Origin of the sequence: Xanthomonas cannabis (genome assembly GCF_040616535.1) — a bacterium.
Lineage (GTDB): Bacteria > Pseudomonadota > Gammaproteobacteria > Xanthomonadales > Xanthomonadaceae > Xanthomonas > Xanthomonas cannabis.
This window is the reverse complement of record NZ_CP136580.1, coordinates 3,628,025-3,644,533: the sequence shown is the minus strand read 5'-3', so window position 1 is coordinate 3,644,533 and position 16,509 is coordinate 3,628,025. Positions and strand designations below refer to the sequence as shown.

The window sequence follows — 16,509 nt, the reverse complement described above, 5'->3', positions numbered from 1 at the left end:
AAAATTTAACTAAAATCTAATCCTTCGCTCGCTAGCCTCTGCCAACCGTAGCTCCGCTCTCGGCAGTGACGGTGATCGGGATGAACTTTTGGCCCAAGTGCGGTGTCGCACTTGGGCCTTTTTGTGGATGGCTTGCTGCTCCGGAGGTTCGCGTCTACATTCCCCAATTGTTAAATCCGGTCAGACGCAGGGAAGGGTCGTATGGCGAGGCAATTGAACGTGTTACTGCCGTGCGCGCGATCAGCGCGCATCACGTCGGTGTTGCCGACCGCGCAGGCACGCTGCCGGCTGCGGGTAAGGCACAGGCATAGCGACAGGGGGCGAGCAAGTAATGGCTCCGATGTCAGTCAGGAACAGCGCGCTAAGGTAGCGGGGTGCCCGGTCGGAGTTGGAGCGGTATTGGTGGCGCAGCCGGAGCGACAGGAGCTGCAGCCAAACCAGCCAATAGCCACCTGCAACCCTCCGAAGCTCGTCACCCGAATTTTGTCCAGGGCAAGCGAAGATGGCCGGCAGAACGCTGGCGCGAGCGAGCACCTGGTGTGCAGATGAGTACGAAGCAGTGCATGACGCTCGCCTGGCGTGCAGTCTGACCACTGTGAATGACACGATATTTCTCGGCGCCAGCGCTAAAACAGCTTAACGAATGAGGTTCCAGTGCGAATTCTAGTGATTGAAGACAACAGCGATATCGCCGCCAACCTGGGCGATTATCTCGAAGACCGTGGGCACACCGTGGACTTCGCCGCCGATGGCGTGACCGGCCTGCACCTGGCCGTGGTGCACGAGTTCGACGCCATTGTGCTGGATCTCAACCTGCCCGGCATGGACGGCATCGAAGTCTGCCGCAAGCTGCGCAACGAAGCACGCAAGCAGACCCCCGTGCTGATGCTTACCGCGCGCGACTCGCTGGACAACAAGCTGGCCGGCTTCGACTCCGGTGCGGACGACTACCTGATCAAGCCGTTCGCGCTGCAGGAAGTGGAAGTGCGCCTCAACGCACTGTCGCGTCGTGGCAAGGGCGTGCACACCCGCGTGCTGGAAACCGGCGACCTGGAATACAACCTGGACACGCTGGAAGTGCGCCGCCGCGGCAAGCTGCTGCAGCTCAACCCGACCGCGCTGAAGATCCTGCAGGCGTTGATGGAAGCTTCGCCGGCCGTGGTCACCCGCCAGGAGCTGGAAACCCGCGTCTGGGGTGAAGAGCTGCCGGATTCGGATTCGTTGCGCGTGCATATCCATGGCCTGCGTGCGGTGGTCGACAAGCCTTTCGACGTGCCGATGATCCAGACCCGTCACGGCATCGGCTACCGCATCGCGTCGCCTGATGCCTGAACGCACAAGCGCGCGCCCGGCGCGCAGGCGTGGCCGCTACCGGCGGCGCCTGCGTAGCCGCATCATCCTGTCGTTCGTGTTGTTGGGCTTCTGCCTGACCACACTGTTCGCCTTCGCCACCAACTGGGCACGCGCGCGCGTGGAAAATCAGTTGGTCGAAGACGTGATGAACCGCAACATCGACGCATTCGCGCAGCGGTTCTATTCCGACCCGCTGCACAATCCGGATCTGCCGGTGCAGCAGATGCGCGGGCGCGTGGTCAAGAGCGACAAGTTCGAAGCGCTGCGCCTCGAGCAGCCGGAGTGGTACCAGTTTCCCGATGGCATCCACACCATTTCCGGCGTGGACGAAAACGGCAATGCGTACTCGTACAAACTGGCGGTGCGCAAGACGCCCAGCGAGTGGTTCTTCCTTGCCTATGACATGACCCAGACGCTCAAGGGCGAAATCCAGCTCAAGCGCACCTTGATGCTCTCGGTGCTGGTGTTCAGCGGGTTTTCGCTATTGATCGGCTGGTGGTCGGCGTCCAAGGTGATGCGCCCGGTGTCGGACCTGGCCGCACGCCTGCGCGCCTACCGCGGCGGCACCAGCGAGCCCAAGCCGCTGGCCGCGCATTTCCCCGATGACGAAGTGGGCCAGCTCGCCGAAGCGCTGGACGATTACTCCGCGCGCCTCACCGAGGTGGTACAACGCGATCGCGAGTTCAATGCCGATGTCAGCCATGAACTGCGTACCCCGCTGGCAGTGATCCGCGGCGCCACAGAACTGCTGCTCACCAAGCCCAATCTCGACGAAAAGGTGCTGCAGCGGTTGCAGCGCATCCAGCGCGCCGAACAGCAATGTAGTGACCTGATCGGCTCGCTCCTGTTGCTCTCGCGCAACGAACGCGGGCAGGGCAGCAGCAACGTGGCCAAGGTAGCCGAACAACTGATCGACGCGCACCGCGCCCAGCTCGGCGGCAAACCATTGGAGTTGCTGCTGGAAGGCGAACGCGACCTGGTCATCGACGCCCCCGAATCTGCCCTGTCGGTGGCGCTGGGCAACCTGATCGGCAACGCGGTCAAGTACACCCAGGATGGCCAGGTGCGCGTGCGCGTATTGGCCGATGCCGTCGAGGTGATCGACTCCGGCCCCGGCCTGAGCGAAGAAGACGCCGCCAAGCTGTTCCAGCGCGGCTACCGCGGCACCCACGCCGGTCATTCGCAAGGCGGCGGCATCGGCCTGTCGATCGTCAGCCGCCTGTGCGACCTGTACGGCTGGCGCGTCAGCGTGCGCCCAGGCCAGGAGCGCGGCGTCATCGCCACACTGGCCTTCCATCGCTGACCAACCACCCGCACTCCCGTAGGAGCGCACCCGGGCGCGAAAGCCTTACCCATAGCGCCCAAGGCAGCGGCTTCAGCCAACAACCGCACCCAAAACACTCCTCAGCGCTCGATCACCGTCACCACCAGTTCGCCCTCACGTGCAGTGATCTGCAGCTTGCAGCCAACCGCAAACCCCAGCTGCTCCAGCCACAGCCCGCGCAGGCGCACGCTGGGAATCCGCTGGCTGTGCGACCGGCCGGGGTTTACTTCGTAGAACCCCTACCTGCCGTGCACCGCGTAGGCGTGCACGCTGTGCGATGCGGCAATGACTGCAGATTCACCGCAGCGGAATTTCGAATACAGAGTTTTCAGGCGCTCAGAGCTGGCTTCGACGTGCTTGAAGCGCGGTCCTGTAAACAGCATCCAATCGTTGAGCGCTTTGCGCTAACAGTTCCGCATCGCCCTCGTTGCTGACGATGTCATCGGCGATGGCCAACCGCTGTTCGCGAGAGGCTTGGGAGGCAATCATCTGATCGGCCAGTGCCGATGTACCACCATCGCGCTGCATCAGGCGAGCGTGTTGAAGTTCCACCGGCACGTCGACGACAAGAATGCGGTCCAGCCAGGAGTAAGTTGCTCGGCCACCCGCTTCGGTCAGCAAGGGGATAGCGACGATGGCGTAAGGGCCCACAGCTTCCTGTGCGGCCCGTTGCAGCTCTGAGCGGATGGCAGGATGAGTGATCGCCTCTAGTTCTCTGCGTTGGGCTGCATCGCCGAAGACGATTTCGCGTAAGGTCTGCCTGTCCAGCGTGCCATCCGGCAACAAGATGCCGCGACCAAAACGGGCCGTGATTGCATCAAGGATGAGGCCCGGCGCGACAACCTGCCGTGCAACAGTATCGGCGTCGATCACTGGCGCGCCCAGCTTCTCGAACTCGGAGGCGAGGGCGCTCTTGCCGGAGGCAATGCCGCCAGTGAGGCCGACGATGAAGTCGCTCATCGTCGTGCCCTGGTCAACGCAGGCCTGCGAAGTGCAGGTAGCCGTCCACTAGATCGTTGCCCCAGAAGAACACCACCCAGCCGGCGATGGCGAGGTACGGGCCGAACGGGATCGGGGTGGCGCGGTCGCGGCCCTTGGCCACCAGCCAGGCCGAGCCCAGGATGGCGCCGACCAGCGAGGAGATCAGGATGATCGGCAAGATGCCTTTCAACCCGCACCACGCACCAAGCGCGGCCAGCAGCTTGAAGTCGCCGTGGCCCATGCCTTCCTTGCCGGTGAGCTGCTTGAACAGCCACCACACCGTCCATAGCGAGACATAGCCAACCGCCGCGCCCAACAGGGCGGGCTTGGCAGGCATATAGAGGTTGTCCATCGAGCCGACCAGGCCCAGCCACATCAGTGGCAAGGTCAGCTGGTCTGGTAGCAGCTTGTGGCGCAGGTCGATGCCCGACATCGCCACCAGGAAGCAGCTCAGCACGATCGCGCCGAAGCCCTGCCAGCCGAAGCCGAATCGCCAAACGCTGGCCACGCACAGGATCGAGGTCAGCAACTCCACCAGTGGGTACTGGATGGAGATCGGCTTGCCGCTGTAGCGCGACTTGCCGCGCAGCATCAGCCAGCTGAAGAGCGGGATGTTCTCCCACCATTTGAGCTTGTCGCCGGTGACCGGGTCGTGCGAGGGCTCTACCACGATCCCTGGCGGCGGCGGCTCGTAGATGTCCGGCAGCTCCAGGATCTCGCGCGCATCGCGCCGCCACTGCCACTCCATGCGCTTGGGCAAGCGCAGGATCACCACGTTCAGGAAGCTGCCGATCAGCAGTCCCAGTCCGGCCGCGGCAGGAAAGCCGAGACCGGGATGCTGGTCGAGAAATGCCATTACGTCTTATCCAACCACTGAGCCAAGTTTGAAGATCGGAAGATACATGCCGATGACCATGCCGCCGACAATGGTACCAATGAAGACCATGATCATTGGCTCCAGCAAGCTGCTGAGCGCGTCTACGGCATTGTTGACTTCTTGCTCGAAATACTCGGCAACCTTGAACAGCATGGCATCCAAAGCGCCTGCCTCCTCGCCTATTGCGGTCATCTGGATGACCATATGCGGAAATAAACTAGTCTGCTTCATCGCTATGTTGACGGGGTAGCCGACTGATACGTCATCGCGCATCCGAATCACTGATTTCTCGTAGACCGTATTGCCTGTTGCGCCTGCCACGATGTCAAGTGCTTCGACGAGCGGCACGCCAGCACGGAAAGTCACCGCCAACGTGCGCGAAAAGCGCGCGATCGAGCTGTTATGCATGATTTGGCCAATGACTGGGACCTTCAAAATCAGCCGGTCCATGGCATGTTGCATCGAAGGAGATCGCTTGTAACTGAAAACGAATCCCACGACAGTGCCAATCCCGGCCAGCAACATCAACCACCACCACGCCACCATGAAGCGCGACGCATTAACTATCAATTGAGTGAATGCGGGTAATTCGGCACCAAAACTCTTAAACACATCTTCAAATTGTGGAACAACCCAGACCAGCAGAATCCCGCTGACAAGAATGGCTACAGCCATTACCATTGCCGGATAGAAAAGTGCCTTTTTGATCTTGCCTTTCAAGGCTTCTATGTTTTCTTTGTAGGTCGCCACTGTTTCGAGAACCGTCTCAAGAACACCGGCACCTTCGCCTGCCTTGACCAAGTTGCGGTAGAGCTCGTCGAACTGCACTGGATGCTTACTGATCGACTCGTACAGCGAAGAACCGCCCTCGATATCGTTGCGGATTTGTTCGACCATCTTCCGCATACGTGGGTTCTTGTGTCCGCTGCCAATGATTTCCAGTGCCCCAACAATGGGTACGCCGGACTTCATCATAGTTGCCATCTGGCGACTAAAGAACGCGATGTCCTTTGGTGTGATCTTGCTACCTGCCGCTCCGAAAAGCGGCTTGGGCTTCACTTTCACCATGGATGGGGTGATACCCTGGCGTCGCAATTCAGCTCGAAGCAGGTTCGCATTCTTGGCGGGCTGCTCGCCCTTCATTTTGACGCCGCGCTTGTCCGTCCCCTCCCAGACAAACGCAACAGGTTGACCGATATTGCGGGCCGCCGGGCCCTTTCGAATCGCACTTCGACTTGTGGACATCTTGATCGCTCCCCGTCCAGCCATCCCCAGGTGGACTCGACGTATTGTAGCCCTTTAGCGGGCGCCGGACATCTATGGGGTCGCGCCAACTGGTGGGGGGGGCAATGGGGCCAGGTGAGGCGGCAGTACTCGGGCAGTGCGCTGGTGACAGTCCTTGTCACTTTCTGACCCGGTTTGGCGGGACTGACATTTCATCGCAAATTTGCATGTTCGCGCTTTCTTTCTGCCTGCGATGCGACATGATGTTGGCGGGGAGTGTGGATGCGCGCCAGAAGACTTGGCACGCATCCTGCTTGTACACCCACTACGCGGCAACCGCCGCGCAAGCGTTGAGAGTCTCAACGTGATCCATTTTTCTCATGTCTCTAGGGGATTTACCATGAAGAAGCAGCAGGGCTTTACCCTCATCGAATTGATGATTGTCATCGCGATTATCGCGATTCTGGCAGCTATCGCCATCCCGCAGTACAACGACTACACGGCACGTGCTCAGCTGGCTGAGGGGTTCACGCTGGCCAGCGGTTTGAAGACGCCAATTGCAGAGGCGTATTCTCAGGACAATACCGATGCTAATTCTTGCGTCAAGCCGACCGGTGCTATCAGTACAGGGAAGTACGTCGCAAGCCTTGAAGTTGCTGCGAGTGGCACTGGCTGCACCATCACTGCAACTTTGAATACGGCAGGTGTGAATAATAAGGTTAGCGGAAAAAAGGTTGCCCTCGCCTACAACAAGTCCACCGGTGCTTTTACTTGCAGCACTGACGCTCCTACGGAAGTCAAGCCGAAGGCTTGCCTCTGATAAATTGCTATCCAGAAAGGGCCCTGACGGGGCCCTTTCTGGTAGGAGGTGGGGCATGAAGAGAATGATGGGCTTCACGCTCATTGAGCTCATGATGGCGATCTCCATTGTTGCTATATTGGCTGCTATCGCTATTCCGCAGTACAGTAATTACACAGCGCGTTCGCAATTGTCGGAAGCTATTGTGTTGATCGGTGGGTTGAAAACGCCGATTGCCGAGCAGTTTGCAAATGACAACTCCGCATCTTCTTGTTCAATTCCTGCAAGCTCTGTGACAGTCGGTAAATACGTTGAGAGCGTTACAGCCACTCCAGCTACGCCATGTGTGTTGGTTGCTCGAATTCCGTCTGATGGCGTGAGCGCGCAGATTGCCGGGACCCGAGTGACCGTTACCTATACTCCTGCCACTGGTGCTTGGAGCTGCGTTACGAACGCCCCAGCTCATTTGGCGCCGAAAGCGTGTCCGCGCGGTTGAGATGAACCTGCGCCTTGTCAGTATTTGGATGGGACGATGTCATGAGTGCAGCACTGGGTGTCAATCTTGTAGGCATTACCGGGATCGCCCGCCGACTAGTTCAGGACGGTGCTCTGGATGAACCTGCAGCGAGAGCTGCGATGGAGCAGGCATCCTTAGCCAAAGTTCCCTTGCCGCAGTGGTTTGCCGATAAAAAACTTGTGTCCGCTTCTCAGCTCGCGGCGGCGAACGCTATCGAGTTCGGAATGCCCTTGATGGACGTGTCAGTATTTGACGCCAGCCAAAACGCCGTCAAGCTGGTCAGCGAGGAGTTGCTCCAGAAGCACCAGGTACTGCCGTTGTTCAAGCGCGGCAACCGGTTGTTTGTGGGGGTGAGCAACCCGACCCAGACTCGGGCGCTGGACGATATCAAGTTCCATACGAACCTGGTGGTCGAGCCGATCCTGGTCGATGAGGACCAGATCCGTCGCACCCTGGAGCAATGGCAGGCCAGTAACGCCTCGCTAGGCGCGTCGCTCGGGGACGATGACGATGGCATGGGCGACCTGGACGTATCGGCTGGGGACGAGGACATGGGCGCCGGCGGGGATGCCGGGGTCGATGCCAAGGGCGACGACACGCCGGTGGTGAAGTTCGTCAACAAGGTGCTGGTGGATGCGATCAGGCGGGGAGCGTCCGACATCCATTTCGAACCTTATGAAGACGACTATCGGGTGCGCTTGCGCATCGACGGACTGCTGAAGAACGTGGCGAAAGCGCCGGTGAAGCTGAATCAGCGCATCGCGGCACGTCTGAAGGTGATGTCGCAGCTGGATATCGCGGAGAAGCGGGTGCCGCAGGACGGGCGCATCAAGCTCAATCTGTCCAAGACCAAGCAGATCGACTTCCGTGTGAGTACCTTGCCGACCTTGTTTGGTGAGAAGGTGGTGCTTCGTATCCTGGATGCCAGTGCGGCCAAGTTGGGTATCGAGAAGCTGGGCTACGAGGCGGATCAGCAAAAGCTGTTCCTGGAAGCGATCCACAAGCCTTACGGCATGGTGCTGGTGACCGGGCCGACCGGTTCGGGCAAGACGGTGTCGCTGTATACGGCGCTGGGCATCCTCAACGATGAGACCCGTAATATTTCCACGGCTGAGGATCCGGTCGAAATTCGCCTGCCTGGCGTCAACCAGGTGCAGCAGAACGTCAAACGTGGGATGACGTTTGCTGCGGCGCTGCGCTCGTTCCTGCGTCAGGATCCGGACATCATCATGGTCGGCGAAATCCGCGACCTGGAAACGGCCGAAATTGCGATCAAGGCGGCGCAGACTGGTCACATGGTGCTGTCGACGTTGCACACCAACGATGCGCCGCAGACCATCGCGCGTTTGATGAACATGGGGATTGCGCCGTACAACATCACCTCGTCGGTGACGCTGGTCATTGCGCAGCGCCTGGCGCGGCGGTTGTGCAACCACTGCAAGCGCAAGTCGTCGCTGCCTGAAAATGCGTTGCTGGCCGAGGGTTTTACGCCGGAGCAGATCGCTGCGGGGATCGAACTGTATGAGGCGGTGGGCTGCGACGAATGCACCGAAGGCTACAAGGGGCGCACCGGTATCTACCAGGTGATGCCGATGACCGATGAGATTGGCGCCATTGTGCTGGAAGGCGGCAATGCGATGCAGATCGCCGAGGCCGCGCAGAAGATTGGTATCCGCGATCTGCGGCAGTCGGCGTTGATGAAGGCTGCGCACGGGGTGACCAGCCTGGCTGAGATCAATCGGGTGACCAAGGACTGAGCGCCCTCATCCGCCCTTCGGGCACCTTCTCCCGCAGGCGGGAGAAGGGAGCGGGCGGCATGCGATGCAGAGTGTTTAGGCGTCGCGGGAGATCGGTATCTGCGATCTGCGGCAGTCGGCGTTGATGAAGGCTGCGCACGGGGTGACCAGCTTGGCTGAGATCAATCGGGTGACCAAGGACTGAGTGCCCTCATCCGCCCTTCGGGCACCTTCTCCCGCAGGCGGGAGAAGGAGGGGGTGTAATGCTATGCAATCGTCGAGGCGGTGCAGAAGATCGGTATCCGCGATCTGCGATCTGCGGCAGTCGGTTTTGATGAAGGTTGCGCACGGGGTAACCCGCGTGGCCAAGATCGATCGCGTGATCAAGTGCTAAAGGCCGGGAATTGGAATCGGAAGGTAACGGGAATGGGAATGGGGCACGGGGAAGGGAATGGGGAACGGGAAAAGCCTGGGATTTTTACGTCCTAGGTTTTTTTGCTTGAAATAAGCGTCAACCATTGCAGCGGGCTATCGGCGATGTGATGCATGCATGAGCCGATCCATGGCGGAGTCTCCCGCGGGAACCACTGCGGCCTGCGCCTGCGCTTTTACGATTCCCGATTCCCCACTCCCGATTCCCGATTCCCCACTCCCCACTCCCCACTCCCGCCTCGCCTACTCCATCCCAAGCTTCTTCAACTTGTACCGCAACGCCCGAAACGTGATACCCAGCTGCGCGGCGGTCTTGGTCTTGTTCCAGCGGTTTTCTTCCAGCGCTTTCTGGATCGCGGCGCGCTCCAGTTGCTCGATGTAGGAAGGCAGTGCGGCGGACGCCGGGTCGATGTCGTGGACGGCTTCGCGCGGTTCCACGGCGGCGCTGCCGGGGGCGGCGGCGAGGCGGTGGCCGCCGTGGGCGGGCAGGCGCAGGTCGCTGGCGCTGATCTGGTCGTCCTCGGCCAGGGCTAGGGCGCGTTCGAGGATGTTTTCCAGCTCGCGCACGTTGCCGGGGAAGCCGTACTGGTCCAGCGCGTCGAGCGCCGAGGGCGTCAGCAGCGGGATAGGGCGGCCATGGCTATGCGCCAGCCGGGCGATGATGGCGGCGGCCAGTTGCGGCAGGTCGCCACCGCGTTCGCGCAGTGGTGGGACGCGCAGTTCGATCACGTTGATGCGGTAGTACAGGTCGTGACGGAAGCGGCCGTCGGAGACCAGGTCGCCCAGGTCCTTGTGGGTAGCCGACAGGATGCGGACGTCCACCAGGGTTTCGCCCGAGGCGCCGACCGGGCGCACCGACTTTTCCTGGATCGCGCGCAACAGCTTGACCTGCATCTGCAGCGGCAGCTCGGCCACTTCGTCCAGGAACAGCGTGCCGCCGTGTGCGGCCTGGAACAGGCCCGGCTTGTCGGCATGCGCGCCGGTGAAGCTGCCTTTCTTGTGGCCGAAGAACTCGCTTTCCATCAATTCGGCCGGGATGGCGCCGCAGTTGACCGGCACGAAGGGGCCGGCCGCGCGCGCGCCCTGCTCGTGGATGGTGCGCGCCACCAGCTCCTTGCCCACGCCCGATTCGCCGACGATATAGACCGGCGCCTGGCTGCGCGCCACCTTGCCGATGGTGGCGCGCAGGCTTTCCATCGCGGTCGAATCGCCCAGCAAGCGGCTGGCCTGTTCCGGTGGCGGCGGTGGCGGGGTGGGGCGGTCGCGGTTGTTCAATTCCAGCGCGTGCTTGACCAGGCCACGCAACACGCCGATGTCCACCGGCTTGCTCACGAAGTCGAAGGCGCCGGCCTTCAGCGCTTCCACGGCCAGGTCCATGCTGCCGAAGGCGGTGATCATCGCCACCGGGGTCTGCGGGTAGTGCCTTGCGATTTCGGTGACCAGTTCGATGCCGTTGCCGTCGGGCAACCGCATGTCGGTCAGGCACAGGTCGTACGGGTTGTTGGCCAGTAACTCGCGCGCTTCGGCCAGGTTGGCGGCGGTGCTGATGCGCAGGCCCATGCGGCCCAGGGTGAGAACAAGCAACTCGCGGATATCTCGCTCGTCATCGACAACCAGGGCGCTTTTGGGTTCGTTCATCCTGCGCACGATAGCCCAGCGCGATAACAATCGACAATTGCCGCGCACTTGGGGTCAACGATTCACTTGGTGCACGCGGCTCGACTGCGCTTCATCGCTGTGAGACTCGGCGGCGGCGTGGGCAGTGTGTGCAGAGCCCACGCTGCGGAAGAGCCGGTGCTTTCCAACGCTGGGTCAGTCCACCTCCGCAAGGGACGTGCGGGCGCGAGTCATTTCAGGCTTCACCATTCGGGCCGGACCTGTGTCGCGCGATGCCGCGGTGAGCGGCTGATTCTGCTCGCTGGCTCGATCACCGCTTTGCGGATGCGCCGGAACCGGGTGCGCAACACGCGCTGCAACTGTCGCGAACTGCGCTCGGGCGGCAGCCCTTCGGCCATAGTCTGGCGCAGCGAGAGGTGCGGCCATCGCTGCAGCTCAAGTGCCCAACGCGGCAAGGTGTAGTCATCGTTTGCGGCCATCGACGCCTGCGGCACTGACGATGCCCGGCACTGCGAACCAGCCAATCCCGCCAGCCGAACGTTCGCATGTCGCTCCTTACCGTCCTGCTTATTTCCCGAGCAAGCCGTTGGGTGCCTGCAGGACGATCCGGAAACAGGCGCCGCCACCCGGCACCGAGACATAGTCCAGTTGTGCCTGGTTGGCGCGGCACAGCTCCTGGGCGATGTACAGGCCTAGCCCCGTGCCATGTTCGGAGGTGGTATAGAACGGGCGGAACAGTTGTGCGGCAACGGTTTCCGGAATGCCCGGGCCGCGGTCGATCACGTCGATCACTGCGGTGCGCTCCAGGCGTTCGACGCGCAGCTTGACCCGCGCCGGTTCGTCCAGCACCCGCCCGTATTTGAGGGCGTTGTGGACCAGGGCGGTGAGGATCTGGTGCAGATGCTTGGGGTCCACCAGGGCATGCACCGAGCTGCCCTGGATGCTGGCTTCCAGGATGTCGGTTTCCATCGATAGCGTCTGCCGGTACTCGACCACGAAGCGACGCACGAACGCGGCCAGGTCCAGATTCTCCGGGCTGGCGCGTTCGCGCCGGGCCAGGCCGAGCACGCTTTCGACGATGCCGTTGGTGCGTTGGCACTGCTGGTGGATGATCTGCAGCAGCCGGCGGTCGGCGTCGCCGATGTCCGGCGATTCTTCCAGCAGCTGGGAGGCGTAGCTGATTGCCGCCAGCGGGTTGCGGATTTCGTGCGCCAGGCTGGCAGAGAAGCGGCCCATCGCCGACAGGGTCAGTGATTCGGCGCGGCGCGAGACCACCGTGGCATCGTCCAGGAACACCAGCACCAGGTCGCTGTCGGCCAGCAGGCGGACGAAACGTGGCTGCACCTCGGGGCGATCGGCGCCGAGCTGCAGTGGCGCTTCCTCCTGCCGCCAGCCGCTGCGCCAGCGTTGCAGCCGGCGCGCCAGTTCCGGGGTGAGCGCGGCCAGCGACAGGTCGGTCGGTGCCTTGCGCTGGTCGCCATCGCCCAGCAGCGCCAGCGCCGCTTCGTTGGCCAGGCTGATGTGATTGTGCGCATCCACCACCAGCACTCCGGTACGCATGCGCCGGATGATCAGTTCGTTGATCTCGTACAGGTTGGCGACCTGCGCGCCGCGTTCTTCGGCCAGCACCTGGTTGCTGCGCGCGCGCGAGGCGATCTGCTCGCAGATGAAGGCCACCGCCACATAGCTGGTGGCGAACATGGCCAGCTCGGCCAGCGGCCGGGTGGCGCCGCCGCCTTCGAGCAACGTCCACAGGTATTCGAGCACCATGCCGCTGCTGGCGAGCACCGCGATGCCCATGCCGTAACGCAGCCGCAGCAGGATCGAGGCGGCCGCCACGTTGAACAGCAGCATCATCGCGATGCCCGCACTGGCACCAGGCAGGGCATGCGTGGCCAGGGTCGCGGCCAGGATATCGGCGATCACCGCACACAGGACGGTGGCGGTCAGCCGGCGTTCGTTGCGGCCCCAGAACAGGAGCGGGATGGCCAGGCACAGGTAGCCGATCGCCACCGCCGCGCCCAGCCGGGGGTAGCGCGGCTCCGGGATGGCGTCGGACAGGGGGCTGAACACCAGCGCGGCGATCAGGCCGGCCACCAGCACCCGGTATAGCGAGAAGAAGTACAGCTCGCGCTGCGGCGCGGACTGGATCCGGTCGATGAGCGATGCGCTGGATGCCAAGCCGATTCCCCGCCGTAACAAGCCGCGAGTATAGGCAGGTGCGGCGGTCTGCATAGCGTGTGCGCACATTGCCGGGCGGCGCGCAAGCTGTGCGATTGCACGGCCAATTCCGGCGAATTTTGCGCCGCACGGCGTGGTCGGCCACAATAGGCGGCCCGTTCGCGTCCCATGACGTGCCGCCTAGGCGGACTGCGTTGCACGCAGCGGTCGTTTCCTTTTCCCACGGTGACGCATGAATTTCCACGAATACCAGTCAAAACAGCTGCTTGCCGAGTACGGCATCCCCGTTCCGGCCGGCAAGGTCGCGGCGACCCCGGACGAAGCGGTTGAAGTCGCCAATTCCCTGGGCCAGGGCCCCTGGATGGTGAAAGCGCAGATCCACGCGGGCGGCCGCGGTAAGGCTGGCGGCGTCAAGTTCTGCAAGACCACCGACGATGTGAAGGCCGCAGCGGCCAAGATGCTCGGCACCAAGATGTCGACCTATCAGACCGCCGGCGTCGAGCTGCCGATCAACCTGGTGCTGGTGACCACCGCCGGCGAGATCGTCAAGGAGCTGTACCTGTCGATCCTGGTCGACCGCGGCACCAAGACCATCACCTATATCGCCTCGTCCGAGGGTGGTGTGGAGATCGAGCAGGTCGCGGCCGAAACGCCGGAGCTGATCCACTCGCTCAACGTCGATTTCGTCGAAGGCGTGCAGGGCTACCACGGCCGCGATTTTGGCTTCAAGCTCGGCTTGAACGCCAAGCAGGCCGGCCAGTTCGCCAGCATCATGGTGAACCTGTACCGCCTGTTCAACGAAAAGGACCTGGCGCTGGTTGAAATCAACCCGCTGGCGATCCTGGACGACGGCAACCTGTACGCGCTGGACGGCAAGTTCGACAGCGACGACAACGCCGCGTTCCGTCAGAAGCAGCTGGTCGCCATGCGCGACAAGACGCAGGAAGACGAGACCGAAGTGACCGCTTCGGAGCTGGACATCAACTACGTCACCATGGACGGCAACATCGGTTGCATGGTCAACGGCGCAGGCCTGGCCATGGCCACCATGGACGTCATCAAGCTCAATGGCGGAGAGCCGGCGAACTTCCTGGACGTGGGCGGCGGTGCGAACAAGCAGCGCGTCATCGAAGCGTTCAAGCTGATCCTGTCCTCGGACAAGGTCGAAGGCATCTTCGTCAACATCTTCGGCGGCATCGTCCGCTGCGACATGATTGCCGAAGGCATCATCGCCGCGGTCAAGGAAGTGGGCGTCAAGGTTCCGGTCGTGGTGCGCCTGGAAGGCACCAACGTGGAAGAAGGCAAGCAGCTGCTGCGCGACAGCGGCATGGCCATCATCCCGGCCGACAACATCAACGACGGTGCCAAGAAGGTCGTCGAAGCTGTCAAGAACGCCGCCTGATTCACGACACCGAAGGAACTATCCATGTCCGTTTTGATTAACAAGAACACCAAGGTGATCGTGCAGGGCTTCACCGGCCAGCAGGGTACCTTCCACGCCACTCAGATGGTCGAGTACGGCACCCAGGTCGTCGGCGGCGTGACGCCCGGCAAGGGCGGCACCACCCATATCAATCTGCCGGTGTTCAACACCGTTGCCGATGCGGTCGAGGCCACCGGCGCCGATGCATCGGTGATCTACGTGCCACCGCCGTATGCGGCCGATGCGATCCTGGAAGCGGCGGCGGCCGGTATCAAGGTCATCGTGTGCATCACCGAAGGCATCCCGGTGCTGGACATGCTGCGCGTCAAGAACGTGTTGACCCGCTCGCATCCGGACACCGTGCTGATCGGGCCGAACTGCCCCGGCGTGATCACCCCGGGCGAATGCAAGATCGGCATCATGCCGGGCCACATCCACAAGCCGGGCAAGATCGGCATCGTGTCGCGTTCGGGCACGCTGACCTATGAAGCGGTCAAGCAGACCACCGAAGTGGGCCTGGGCCAGAGCACCTGCATCGGCATCGGTGGCGATCCGATCAACGGCCTGAACTTCGTCGACTGCCTCAAGCTGTTCAACGAAGACCCGCAGACCGAAGGCATCATCATGGTCGGCGAAATCGGTGGCGACGCCGAGGAAGCCGGTGCCGAGTACATCAAGAACCACGTCAAGAAGCCGGTCGTCGGCTTCATCGCCGGTGCCTCGGCGCCGGCCGGCAAGCGCATGGGCCACGCCGGTGCGATCGCATCGGGCGGCAAGGGCACTGCCGAAGGCAAGTTCGCGGCGATGGAAGCCGCCGGCGTCAAGACCGTCCGTTCGCCGGGCGATCTGGGTGCGGCGATCGCTGCGCTGGTGAAGTAAGCACGTCCCGCGCGCGTACGCGTGTGAGCGTTAGAGAGGCCGCCTTCGGGCGGCCTTTTTTGTGGGTGTTTGGAAGCGTTCCCTCATCCGCCCTTCGGGCACCTTCTCCCGCATGCGGGAGAAGGGAGCAAGAGCAAGAGCAACAGCAACAGCAACAGCAAGAGCAAGAGCAACAGCAAGAGCAACAGCAAGAGCAACAGCAAGAGCAAGAGCAAGAGCAAGAGCAAGAGCAAGAGCAACAGCAAGAGCAAGAGCAACAGCAACAGCAACAGCAACAGCAAGAGCAACAGCAAGAGCAACAGCAAGAGCAACAGCAAGAGCAACAGCAAGAGCAACAGCAAGAGCAAGAGCAACAGCAAGAGCAACAGCAAGAGCAACAGCAAGAGCAACAGCAAGAGCAACAGCAAGAGCAACAGCAAGAGCAACAGCAAGAGCAAGAGCAACAGCAAGAGCAACAGCAAGAGCAACAGCAAGAGCAACAGCAAGAGCAAGAGCAAGAGCAAGAGCAAGAATTAGGAGATGCTGCTGGGATCATGGTCCAAGAAATGCCGGGCCGATCGTTGCCTGCTTGATAGACAGAGCACGTCACGGCCACGCAACTTTCGCAGCTCAACCCCCCGCCGGCTGCGACATCCCCTCTCCCGCTTGCGGGAGAGGGGTAGGGGTGAGGGCGCCTCCCACGCGGCGATCTCCCACGCCAAAGCGCCATCAACACCGATAGCGCCACCCGGGCGGTGCAAGCCACCTTGGCCATCCTCCTGCCGGAAATGTCCATGCGCCACGCCGCCAAGACCGGATTCGCCAAGCACCTGCGTCGTGAAATGACCGCCGCCGAGCGCGCGCTTTGGTATCGGTTGCGAGATCGACGCCTGCTCGGCTTCAAGTTCCGGCGTCAGTTTCCGGTAGGGCCCTATATCGTCGATTTCGTCTGCCTCGCCCGGGCATTGATCGTCGAAATAGACGGTAGCCAGCACCTGCTGCCCGGCGCGGACGCCGCGCGCGATGCCTTCCTGCGCTGCGAGGGCTTCCAGGTGCTGCGCTTCTGGAATAATGCAGTTCTGGCCAGCGGCGACGACGTCTGCGAGATGATCGCGCGGGGTCTGCTTGCGGCTCGCTCCTTCCTTCCCGCTTCCGTGCTTCGGAAAACACACGCACAAGGCCGTTGA

General features: G+C 62.0%; 15 protein-coding genes and 1 pseudogene. 9 read left to right on the top strand and 7 right to left on the bottom strand.

Annotation, left to right across the window (positions count from 1 at the left end; genetic code table 11):
• The first annotated feature begins 654 nt into the window (after positions 1-654).
• Entirely contained in the window at positions 655-1,332 is a 678-nt protein-coding gene (locus RZV17_RS15440) for a response regulator transcription factor (protein WP_003490678.1), read from the top strand.
• Positions 1,325-2,656, top strand: coding sequence for a HAMP domain-containing sensor histidine kinase (locus tag RZV17_RS15435; RefSeq protein WP_166744818.1), 1,332 nt, complete (start codon positions 1,325-1,327; stop codon positions 2,654-2,656). Before RZV17_RS15440 ends, RZV17_RS15435 begins: the two co-directional genes overlap by 8 nt.
• Before the next feature lie 101 nt (positions 2,657-2,757).
• On the opposite strand, the pseudogene RZV17_RS15430 reads toward RZV17_RS15435, so the two are convergent.
• The 4 genes and pseudogenes from RZV17_RS15430 to RZV17_RS15415 form a co-directional block, all read right to left on the bottom strand.
• A pseudogene (locus tag RZV17_RS15430) lies at positions 2,758-2,960 on the bottom strand (SymE family type I addiction module toxin); the annotation flags it as partial.
• Between the two features lie 53 nt (positions 2,961-3,013).
• Entirely contained in the window at positions 3,014-3,637 is a 624-nt protein-coding gene (gene coaE / locus RZV17_RS15425) for a dephospho-CoA kinase (RefSeq protein ID WP_355604745.1), read from the bottom strand.
• 13 nt (positions 3,638-3,650) lie between these two features.
• Positions 3,651-4,514 carry an A24 family peptidase gene (locus RZV17_RS15420; RefSeq protein WP_046343941.1) on the bottom strand — a complete coding sequence of 288 codons (864 nt, stop codon included), beginning with the start codon at positions 4,512-4,514 and terminating at the stop codon, positions 3,651-3,653.
• 6 nt (positions 4,515-4,520) lie between these two features.
• Entirely contained in the window at positions 4,521-5,780 is a 1,260-nt protein-coding gene (locus RZV17_RS15415) for a type II secretion system F family protein (protein WP_355604742.1), read from the bottom strand.
• A 379-nt stretch (positions 5,781-6,159) separates the two neighbouring features.
• On the opposite strand from RZV17_RS15415, the gene RZV17_RS15410 reads away from it, so the two are divergent.
• Genes RZV17_RS15410 through pilB form a run of 3 tightly spaced genes read left to right on the top strand, consistent with a single transcriptional unit; the run spans position 6,160 to position 8,832 of the window.
• Positions 6,160-6,579 carry a pilin gene (locus tag RZV17_RS15410; protein ID WP_317718956.1) on the top strand — a complete coding sequence of 140 codons (420 nt, stop codon included), beginning with the start codon at positions 6,160-6,162 and terminating at the stop codon, positions 6,577-6,579.
• Between the two features lie 55 nt (positions 6,580-6,634).
• Complete coding sequence (locus RZV17_RS15405) at positions 6,635-7,054, top strand: pilin (RefSeq protein ID WP_317718955.1); 420 nt, start codon at positions 6,635-6,637, stop codon at positions 7,052-7,054.
• Positions 7,055-7,095: 41 nt separating this feature from the next.
• The gene (pilB, locus tag RZV17_RS15400) at positions 7,096-8,832 is read left to right on the top strand and encodes a type IV-A pilus assembly ATPase PilB (RefSeq protein WP_355604738.1); all 1,737 of its coding nucleotides are present in this window, start codon (positions 7,096-7,098) and stop codon (positions 8,830-8,832) included.
• 654 nt (positions 8,833-9,486) lie between these two features.
• Here the strand turns inward: pilB and RZV17_RS15395 are convergent.
• From RZV17_RS15395 to RZV17_RS15385, 3 genes are all read right to left on the bottom strand, one after another.
• Positions 9,487-10,881 carry a sigma-54 dependent transcriptional regulator gene (locus RZV17_RS15395; protein WP_355604735.1) on the bottom strand — a complete coding sequence of 465 codons (1,395 nt, stop codon included), beginning with the start codon at positions 10,879-10,881 and terminating at the stop codon, positions 9,487-9,489.
• A gap of 221 nt (positions 10,882-11,102) precedes the next feature.
• Positions 11,103-11,339: a hypothetical protein gene (locus RZV17_RS15390; RefSeq protein ID WP_355604732.1), complete on the bottom strand. Its 237-nt coding sequence runs from the start codon at positions 11,337-11,339 to the stop codon at positions 11,103-11,105.
• An 88-nt stretch (positions 11,340-11,427) separates the two neighbouring features.
• Positions 11,428-13,041 (bottom strand): PAS domain-containing sensor histidine kinase, encoded by a 1,614-nt coding sequence (locus RZV17_RS15385; protein WP_047695066.1) that lies wholly within the window; start codon positions 13,039-13,041, stop codon positions 11,428-11,430.
• Between the two features lie 232 nt (positions 13,042-13,273).
• On the opposite strand from RZV17_RS15385, the gene sucC reads away from it, so the two are divergent.
• From sucC to RZV17_RS15365, 4 genes are all read left to right on the top strand, one after another.
• Positions 13,274-14,443, top strand: coding sequence for an ADP-forming succinate--CoA ligase subunit beta (sucC, locus tag RZV17_RS15380; RefSeq protein WP_039405518.1), 1,170 nt, complete (start codon positions 13,274-13,276; stop codon positions 14,441-14,443).
• 24 nt (positions 14,444-14,467) lie between these two features.
• Positions 14,468-15,343, top strand: coding sequence for a succinate--CoA ligase subunit alpha (gene sucD / locus RZV17_RS15375; protein WP_005921370.1), 876 nt, complete (start codon positions 14,468-14,470; stop codon positions 15,341-15,343).
• 69 nt (positions 15,344-15,412) lie between these two features.
• Entirely contained in the window at positions 15,413-15,859 is a 447-nt protein-coding gene (locus RZV17_RS15370; protein WP_355604729.1) for a hypothetical protein, read from the top strand.
• Between the two features lie 257 nt (positions 15,860-16,116).
• Positions 16,117-16,509, top strand: a complete 393-nt coding sequence (locus RZV17_RS15365; RefSeq protein WP_355609421.1) for an endonuclease domain-containing protein — start codon at positions 16,117-16,119, stop codon at positions 16,507-16,509.

Bases quoted from the DNA above. Each gene is read 5' to 3' on its own strand.
- RZV17_RS15410 (WP_317718956.1), top strand. From the start codon at position 6,160: ATGAAGAAGCAGCAGGGCTTTACCCTCATCGAATTGATGATTGTCATC.
- RZV17_RS15435 (WP_166744818.1), top strand. From the start codon at position 1,325: ATGCCTGAACGCACAAGCGCGCGCCCGGCGCGCAGGCGTGGCCGCTAC.
- RZV17_RS15395 (WP_355604735.1), bottom strand. From the start codon at position 10,881: ATGAACGAACCCAAAAGCGCCCTGGTTGTCGATGACGAGCGAGATATC.
- pilB (WP_355604738.1), top strand. From the start codon at position 7,096: ATGAGTGCAGCACTGGGTGTCAATCTTGTAGGCATTACCGGGATCGCC.
- RZV17_RS15390 (WP_355604732.1), bottom strand. From the start codon at position 11,339: ATGGCCGCAAACGATGACTACACCTTGCCGCGTTGGGCACTTGAGCTG.
- RZV17_RS15405 (WP_317718955.1), top strand. From the start codon at position 6,635: ATGAAGAGAATGATGGGCTTCACGCTCATTGAGCTCATGATGGCGATC.
- sucD (WP_005921370.1), top strand. From the start codon at position 14,468: ATGTCCGTTTTGATTAACAAGAACACCAAGGTGATCGTGCAGGGCTTC.
- sucC (WP_039405518.1), top strand. From the start codon at position 13,274: ATGAATTTCCACGAATACCAGTCAAAACAGCTGCTTGCCGAGTACGGC.
- RZV17_RS15365 (WP_355609421.1), top strand. From the start codon at position 16,117: ATGCGCCACGCCGCCAAGACCGGATTCGCCAAGCACCTGCGTCGTGAA.
- RZV17_RS15415 (WP_355604742.1), bottom strand. From the start codon at position 5,780: ATGTCCACAAGTCGAAGTGCGATTCGAAAGGGCCCGGCGGCCCGCAAT.
- RZV17_RS15420 (WP_046343941.1), bottom strand. From the start codon at position 4,514: ATGGCATTTCTCGACCAGCATCCCGGTCTCGGCTTTCCTGCCGCGGCC.
- coaE (WP_355604745.1), bottom strand. From the start codon at position 3,637: ATGAGCGACTTCATCGTCGGCCTCACTGGCGGCATTGCCTCCGGCAAG.